This window comes from Streptomyces sp. (assembly GCF_019510245.1).
Taxonomy (GTDB): domain Bacteria; phylum Actinomycetota; class Actinomycetes; order Streptomycetales; family Streptomycetaceae; genus Streptomyces.
The window spans coordinates 51,603-57,790 of sequence record NZ_JAEKKT010000160.1; the positions used below are offsets into that span (position 1 = coordinate 51,603).

Below are 6,188 nucleotides of genomic sequence, written 5' to 3' on the forward strand. Positions count from 1 at the left end.
CGAACGGGTGCACACACGCCGGCGCCCCGTCCGGTGACCACCGGACGGGGCGCGCAGAGCGGGGCTGATACCGAGGGCTACTCGACGTCCCCGCCCGACTCCTCGGCCTCATCCGCCTCCGCAGCCGTGGCCGCACCGCCCGACTCCAGCAGCCGCGACAACTGCGGACCGACGATCCGCTTGAACTTCCGCTGCTGCGGACGCGTCCGGTCCAGCACCGCAACCTCAAGACGCTCCGCCGGAATCTCCCGCTGCGTACCGTTCGGCTCCCGCGACAACGCCGTCACCGCCAGCTTCAGAGCCTCCGCCAGCGTCATACCCTCCCGGTGCTCACGGTCCAGATACGTACTGATCTGCTCCGCACTGCCACCGACCGCCACCGAACCGTGCTCGTCCACGATCGAACCGTCGTGCGGCAACCGATAGATCTGGTCACCCTCCGGAGTCTCCCCCACCTCGGCGACCACCAGCTCCACCTCGTACGGCTTCTCCGCCGCCGACGAGAAGATCGTGCGCAACGTGTGCGCGTACAAACCGATCCGGTCATAGATCTCGCTGAACTTGTGCAGCGCACGGGACGGGTTCTCACCGACGAACACGATGCCGTCGGCGTACTGGAGCACAACCAGACTGCGGCCACGCGCGATGCCCTTCCGGGCGTACTCGGCACGGTCCGCCATCGCCTGCTGAGGTGAGACATAGAACGGCGTCGACACCGGTATCCGTCCCCTTCCTTAGGGTTCCGTCGAAGTCACTGGGATCACCTTGATAAGAACGCCGACGCCCTACAGCAGCGCCGCGCGCGGGCCGTCCGGCTCCTCCAGACGGCGCGCCAGCACCGCACGGGCGAGCTCAGAGGACTCGTCGTCGGTGAGCCGGCGGAAACCGCCCTCGGTGATCACGGTGATGATCGGGTAGATCCGGCGCGCGACATCGGGACCACCCGTCGCCGAGTCGTCGTCGGCCGCGTCGTACAGAGCCTGTACCACCAGTGTGGTCGCCTGCTCCTCGGACAGGTCTTCACGGAAGAGCTTCTTCATCGCACCGCGCGCGAAGATCGAGCCCGACCCGGTGGCGGCGAAGTGGTGCTCCTCGGAACGACCGCCCGTCACGTCGTACGAGAAGATCCGCCCCTTCGCCCGGTCCACGTCGAACCCGGCGAACAGCGGCACGACCGCCAGACCCTGCATCGCCATGCCCAGGTTGGACCGGATCATCGTCGACAGCCGGTTCGCCTTGCCCTCCAGGGACAGCTGGGCGCCCTCGACCTTCTCGAAATGCTCCAGCTCCAGCTGGAAGAGCTTCACCATCTCCACGGCGAGACCGGCGGTGCCGGCGATACCGACCGCCGAGTACTCGTCGGCCGGGAACACCTTCTCGATGTCCCGCTGCGCGATCACATTGCCCATCGTGGCCCGACGGTCACCGGCGAGCACCACGCCCCCGGGGAAGGTCACCGCCACGATCGTGGTCCCGTGCGGCGCCTCGATCACCCCCTGCGTGGGCGGCAACTGCCGCCTGCCGGGCAGCAGCTCCGGCTGGTGCTCCCCGAGAAAGTCCATGAACGAGGAGGACCCAGGCGTCAGGAAGGCAGCTGGTAGACGCCCGGTGCTACGAGTGTTGGCTTCCACGCGTTTCCTTCCAGGTAGTCGGCGGCTCGGTTGAGCGTCTCGGGATCGTCCCTCAACAGACCGATGGCCGAATTGCAGTTGAAGCACAGTACGCCTCGGACCCTACCCGTCTTGTGGCAGTGATCCACATGCACGGCGGGGGCGGATAGGCAGATACAGCAGACGCCGCCTCGGGAGGCGATCAACTCGTCGCGTTCGGCTTCGGTGAGCCCATACCTGCGCCGAAGACACTGAGCGGGCTGAGCCGCCGCCCTGCAGGCCTGGCAGCGGCTGGCAAGGCCTTGGCCCCTTCGGTGCCACTGACTGTGCGGCTTCACTTCCCCGCATCCACGGCAACGCTTGTGTCCCTCAGGCACGCGAACGCCGCCGGGAAGCCCCGGGGCGCCGCAGTGATAGTTGGTCGCACAGTCCCGACAATGGCGCTGCAAACCATCCAGGCTGGACCGCTTACGGGCGAACGCTGCGTGCGGCTTGCACTCCCCGCACCGCACACAGCGCTTCACACCTTCTTCGCTTGCCATCCGAAGCGCCCCCGCCACCTTCGATTCGAAGACTACTCGCCACCCTTCTGAACGAATGAGCGCACGAAGTCCTCTGCGTTCTCCTCGAGCACATCATCGATTTCGTCGAGGACGGAGTCCACGTCGTCCGACAGCTTCTCGTGCCGTTCCTTGAGGTCCTCGGAGCCCTGCGACTCTGCCGCCTGCTCCTCGACCTCCTCGGTGGAGTGCGTCGCCTTCTGCTGTCCGCCGCCGGTGTCCTTGGTTGCCATGACACTCACCCCGCTCAGTTCGCCCGACATGGGTCGACAGGTCGGCTTTCCTGCCGATCGGTGATGATCAGACCCTACAAGCCGGGTCCGACATCGGCCCCGCAGTTTCTCCAACGTACGGGGGCCACCTCGATGATTCCCGGGCGCCGGGGTTTTGACCCCGGCCGCCCGGTGTGCTCCGGGTACCCGTTCAGCCGCCGGAGAGGACCCTGACCAGGTCTTCTGCGGTGCGGCAGCGGTCCAGGAGCTCCTTGACGTGATTTCGCGTTCCGCGTAGCGGTTCCAGGGTTGGGACGCGCTGGAGGCTGTCGCGGCCGGGGAGGTCGAAGATGACCGAGTCCCAGCTGGCGGCGGCGACGTCGTCGGCGTACTGCTCGAGGCAGCGGCCGCGGAAGTAGGCCCGGGTGTCCTCGGGAGGGCTCGTGCGGGCCCGTTCGACGTCGGTCTCGGCCAGGAGCCGCTTCATGCGGCCGCGGGCGGCGAGGCGGTTGTAGAGGCCCTTCTCGGCCCGTACGTCGGCGTACTGGAGGTCGAGGAGGTGCAGCTTGGCGGCGTCCCAGTCGAGGTCGTCGCGGCGGCGGTAGCCCTCCATGAGCTCCAGTTTGGCGACCCAGTCGAGTTCGCCGGAGAGGCTCATGGGGTCGTGTTCGAGGCGGTTGAGGGTGTCCTCCCAGCGGGTGAGGACGTCCTTGGTCTGGTCGTCGGCGTCGGCGCCGTAGCGCTCCTCCACGTATTTGCGCGAGAGCTCGTAGTACTCCATCTGGAGCTGGACGGCGGTGAGTGTGCGTCCGCTGCGGAGGGTGACGAGGCGCTTGAGGGTGGGGTCGTGGGAGACCTGGTGGAGGGTGCGTACGGGCTGGTCGACGGCGAGGTCGACGGCGATGAAGCCGTCTTCGATCATGGAGAGGACCAGGGCCGTGGTGCCGAGTTTCAGGTAGGTCGAGATCTCGGAGAGGTTGGCGTCGCCGATGATCACGTGGAGGCGGCGGTACTTCTCCGCGTCGGCGTGGGGTTCGTCGCGGGTGTTGATGATGGGCCGTTTGAGTGTGGTCTCCAGGCCGACCTCGACCTCGAAGTAGTCGGCGCGCTGGCTGAGCTGGAAGCCGTGTTCGTGGCCGTCCTGGCCGATGCCGACGCGGCCGGCGCCGGTGACGACCTGGCGGGAGACGAAGAAGGGGGTGAGGTGGCGCACGATGTCGGAGAAGGGGGTTTCCCGCTTCATCAGGTAGTTCTCGTGCGTGCCGTAGGAAGCGCCCTTGTTGTCGGTGTTGTTCTTGTAGAGGTGGATGGGCTGGGCGCCGGGGAGTGCGGCGGCTCGTTCGGCGGCTTCGGCCATGATGCGTTCGCCGGCCTTGTCCCAGAGGACGGCGTCGCGGGGGTTGGTGACCTCGGGGGCGCTGTATTCGGGGTGTGCGTGGTCGACGTAGAGGCGTGCGCCGTTGGTGAGGATCACGTTGGCGAGGCCGATGTCCTCGTCGGTGAGCTGGCTGGCATCGGCGGCCTCGCGTGCGAGGTCGAAGCCTCGGGCGTCCCGTAGCGGGTTCTCCTCCTCGAAGTCCCAGCGGGCCCGCCGGGCCCGGTGCATCGCCGCCGCGTAGGCGTTGACGATCTGGGACGAGGTGAGCATGGCATTGGCGTTGGGGTGGCCGGGGACGGAGATCCCGTACTCCGTCTCGATGCCCATTACTCGCCGTACGGTCATGCGGCCCTCCTTGCCCGGCGGAGCCCTCGGTCGTGGGCTCCGCTCGCGTACCGCTGGCGCTCCGGTGCGTGTGCGGTGCCCGTCCCCGCACTGCGCGACTCGGCGGTAGGAAAGAGCCTAGAACGCCTTTGCGCTGGTGGGGAGATCATTTGCGTCATTGCCTTGCTCGCCTCGGTTCCGGTTTTGGCCGGAAAAACAGTCGGCTGCGGGTACCCGGTGAGGGCACCCGCAGCCGCCCTGTGTTTTACAGGTACTGTCCGGTGTTGGCCACCGTGTCGATGGAGCGTCCGGTGTCCGCGCCCTGCTTTCCGGTGATGAGGGTACGGATGTAGACGATCCGTTCGCCCTTCTTTCCGGAGATTCGGGCCCAGTCGTCGGGGTTGGTGGTGTTGGGCAGGTCCTCGTTCTCCTTGAACTCGTCCACGCAGGCCTGGAGGAGGTGGGAGACGCGGAGGCCCTTCTGGTTGTGCTCGAGGAAGTCCTTGATCGCCATCTTCTTGGCGCGTCCGACGATGTTTTCGATCATGGCGCCGGAGTTGAAGTCCTTGAAGTAGAGGACTTCCTTGTCGCCGTTGGCGTAGGTGACTTCCAGGAAGCGGTTCTCCTCGGATTCGGCGTACATGTGTTCCACTGCCGTCTGGATCATGCTTTCGACGGTGGTGGCCTTGCTGCCGCCGTGCTCTCCGAGGTCGTCGGAGTGGAGCGGGAGGCGTTCGGTGAGGTACTTGCCGAAGATGTCCTTGGCTGCCTCGGCGTCGGGACGCTCGATCTTGATCTTCACGTCGAGTCGGCCGGGGCGGAGGATGGCGGGGTCGATCATGTCCTCGCGGTTGGAGGCGCCGATGACGACCACGTTCTGAAGGCCTTCGACGCCGTCGATCTCGGCGAGCAGCTGGGGGACGATGGTGTTCTCCACGTCCGAGCTGACGCCGGAGCCGCGGGTGCGGAAGAGGGATTCCATCTCGTCGAAGAAGACGATGACGGGGGTGCCCTCGCTGGCCTTCTCGCGGGCTCGCTGGAAGACGAGGCGGATCTGCCGCTCGGTCTCGCCGACGTACTTGTTCAGGAGCTCGGGGCCCTTGATGTTGAGGAAGAAGCTCTTGCCGGCGGCCTGGCCGGTGACTTCGGCGACCTTTTTGGCCAGCGAGTTGGCGACGGCCTTGGCGATGAGCGTCTTGCCGCATCCGGGGGGTCCGTAGAGCAGGACACCCTTGGGCGGGCGCAGTTCGTGCTCCTTGAACAGGTCGGGGTAGAGGTAGGGGAGCTCGACGGCGTCCCGGATGGCCTCGATCTGGCCGCCGAGTCCGCCGATCTGCTCGTAGCCGATGTCGGGGACCTCTTCGAGGACGAGTTCCTCGACCTCGCTCTTGGGGACGATCTCGTAGACGTAGCCGGAGCGGGGTTCGAGCAGCAGGGCGTCGCCGGGGCGGATGTTCACGTCGAGCAGGGGTTCGGCGAGCCGGACCACCCGTTCTTCGTCGGTGTGCCCCAGGACGAGGGCGCGCTCGCCGTCCTCGAGGATCTCCTTGAGGGTGACGATGTCGCCGACGCGCTCGTACTCCATGGCCTCGACCACGTTGAGCGCTTCGTTGAGCATGACTTCCTGGCCGCGCCTGAGGTCGTCCAGGTCGACGCTCGGGCTGACGTTCACCCGCAGTTTGCGGCCGCCGGTGAAGATGTCGGCGGTGCCGTCCTCGTTCGCCGTGAGGAAGACACCGAAGCCGGCCGGCGGCTGTGCGAGTCGGTCGACTTCTTCCTTGAGGGCCACGATCTGGTCGCGGGCCTCGCGGAGGGTGTTCGCGAGTCGCTCGTTCTGGGCGGACACGCCGGCCAGGTTCGTCTGCAGCTCGACGATCCGCTCTTCGAGAATCCTCGTGTGTCGCGGAGAGTCGGCGAGCTTGCGTCGCAGGACGGCGATCTCCTGCTCAAGATAGGCGATCTGCTCGGACGGGTCGTCGGACCCTCGTCCCGGGCGGATGCCGCGGTTCATGTCGTCGTCGTGGGCTGCCACGGTCCTCACCTCCTCCAAGGGGAGCTGGACGCTTCCAGACCCTACCTGGGTGGGTGTCGATTGAAACCCCTA

6 protein-coding genes are annotated in these 6,188 nt (G+C 66.7%); all 6 read right to left on the reverse strand.

The genetic code is table 11. The features are described from left to right. Positions 1 to 77 precede the first annotated feature (77 nt). Entirely contained in the window at positions 78 to 716 is a 639-nt protein-coding gene (gene prcA / locus JF597_RS30655) for a proteasome subunit alpha (protein WP_294002782.1), read from the reverse strand. Between the two features lie 69 nt (positions 717 to 785). Further along, positions 786 to 1,631, reverse strand: a complete 846-nt coding sequence (prcB, locus tag JF597_RS30660; protein ID WP_294002784.1) for a proteasome subunit beta — start codon at positions 1,629 to 1,631, stop codon at positions 786 to 788. Continuing rightward, positions 1,583 to 2,152, reverse strand: a complete 570-nt coding sequence (locus JF597_RS30665; RefSeq protein WP_294002786.1) for an endonuclease VII domain-containing protein — start codon at positions 2,150 to 2,152, stop codon at positions 1,583 to 1,585. The genes prcB and JF597_RS30665 overlap by 49 nt, the downstream gene beginning before the upstream one ends. 32 nt (positions 2,153 to 2,184) lie before the next feature. Beyond that, the gene (locus JF597_RS30670) at positions 2,185 to 2,403 is read right to left on the reverse strand and encodes a ubiquitin-like protein Pup (protein ID WP_234531430.1); all 219 of its coding nucleotides are present in this window, start codon (positions 2,401 to 2,403) and stop codon (positions 2,185 to 2,187) included. 190 nt (positions 2,404 to 2,593) lie between these two features. Then, the gene (gene dop, locus JF597_RS30675; RefSeq protein ID WP_366916466.1) at positions 2,594 to 4,105 is read right to left on the reverse strand and encodes a depupylase/deamidase Dop; all 1,512 of its coding nucleotides are present in this window, start codon (positions 4,103 to 4,105) and stop codon (positions 2,594 to 2,596) included. 244 nt (positions 4,106 to 4,349) lie between these two features. Then, positions 4,350 to 6,116, reverse strand: coding sequence for a proteasome ATPase (arc, locus tag JF597_RS30680; protein ID WP_294002788.1), 1,767 nt, complete (start codon positions 6,114 to 6,116; stop codon positions 4,350 to 4,352). Between the last annotated feature and the right edge of the window lie 72 nt (positions 6,117 to 6,188).

Bases quoted from the DNA above. Each gene is read 5' to 3' on its own strand.
- JF597_RS30665 (WP_294002786.1), bottom strand. From the start codon at position 2,152: ATGGCAAGCGAAGAAGGTGTGAAGCGCTGTGTGCGGTGCGGGGAGTGC.
- JF597_RS30670 (WP_234531430.1), bottom strand. From the start codon at position 2,403: ATGGCAACCAAGGACACCGGCGGCGGACAGCAGAAGGCGACGCACTCC.
- dop (WP_366916466.1), bottom strand. From the start codon at position 4,105: ATGACCGTACGGCGAGTAATGGGCATCGAGACGGAGTACGGGATCTCC.